Source organism: Brevibacillus sp. NRRL NRS-603 (genome assembly GCF_003013445.1).
Taxonomy (GTDB): Bacteria; Bacillota; Bacilli; order Brevibacillales; family Brevibacillaceae; genus Brevibacillus; species Brevibacillus formosus.
Genome location: NZ_PXZN01000165.1, coordinates 1 through 1004 on the forward strand (window position 1 = coordinate 1; position 1004 = coordinate 1004).

The window sequence follows — 1004 nt, forward strand, 5'->3', positions numbered from 1 at the left end:
GCTGGACCACGCAATTGCAAAAATATGCGCCTGAATACGGCATCACGATTGTAGCCGAAGAAAAGTACGGCACAAAAGATCCGTCCATGAGCTCCCAATTGACCAAGATCAAAGGGACTGATGCGCAGGCACTGATTGTGGCAGGCACGAACCCTGGACCGGCTACGATTGTGAAGGAAGCCAAGCAACTGAACCTCACTATTCCGATCATTAGCAGCCATGGCTCTGCGAACAGCAAATTCCTCGAACTGATTGGAGACGCTGGCGAGGGTGTCCTGATGGTGGCTGGAAAACTGCTCATTCCTGAACAAGTAGCGGCAGACGATCCGCAATCTGCGATCATCAAAAAATTCGTGGATGGCTATCAAGCTGCCTACAATACACAGCCAGACGGCTTCGCGGGATACGGATACGACGGCTTGAATTTGCTCGTGGAAGGCTTGAAGCAAGCAGGAGGCGACACCTCCAAGCTGGGCGAAGTACTGGAAAAGGTAAAATACGTAGGGGTAACCGGAGAATTCAAGTTCACGGCTGATGATCATAACGGTTTGACAGAAGACAGCATGATCATGGTTGAAGTGAAGGATGGAAAATTCCAGCTCGTTAAATAAGTGAAAGACCTTCGATCCCTCCGCGTTGTGAAAAAGAATGCGGGGGGAATTGTTGTTTTCATTACAAGGCTAGGAGGATCATGCATGTCTCAATTGCTGAATAGCGTCTTAATGGTTGCACCGATTTTGCAAAAGGCATTTCTGTCCGAATGTATGGTAGGAGTCACCGACAAAGAGAAGTTTCTCGCCTACTATCCAGCACAGGGCTTGAACCTGGGAATTCGAGTAGGAGACGAATTGCGACCGGGGAGTATCAATGCGACAGCGGTAAAAGAGGGCAAGCGGGTAGTAAAGAAGATTTCCAAAGAGCTCTACGGCATTCCTTATATCGCAGTCGGCTATCCGCTTGTGGAAAACGGGCAAGTAGTCGGTTGCTTGGCGACAGGCGTGACG

1 protein-coding gene and 1 pseudogene are annotated in these 1004 nt (G+C 49.6%); both read left to right on the top strand.

The features are described 5' to 3' along the window. Positions 1–611, top strand: a 611-nt coding sequence (locus C7R94_RS29635) for an ABC transporter substrate-binding protein (protein ID WP_146142866.1), incomplete at its 5' end; no start/stop codon positions are given. A gap of 84 nt (positions 612–695) precedes the next feature. Beyond that, a pseudogene (locus C7R94_RS29640) lies at positions 696–1004 on the top strand (methyl-accepting chemotaxis protein); the annotation flags it as partial.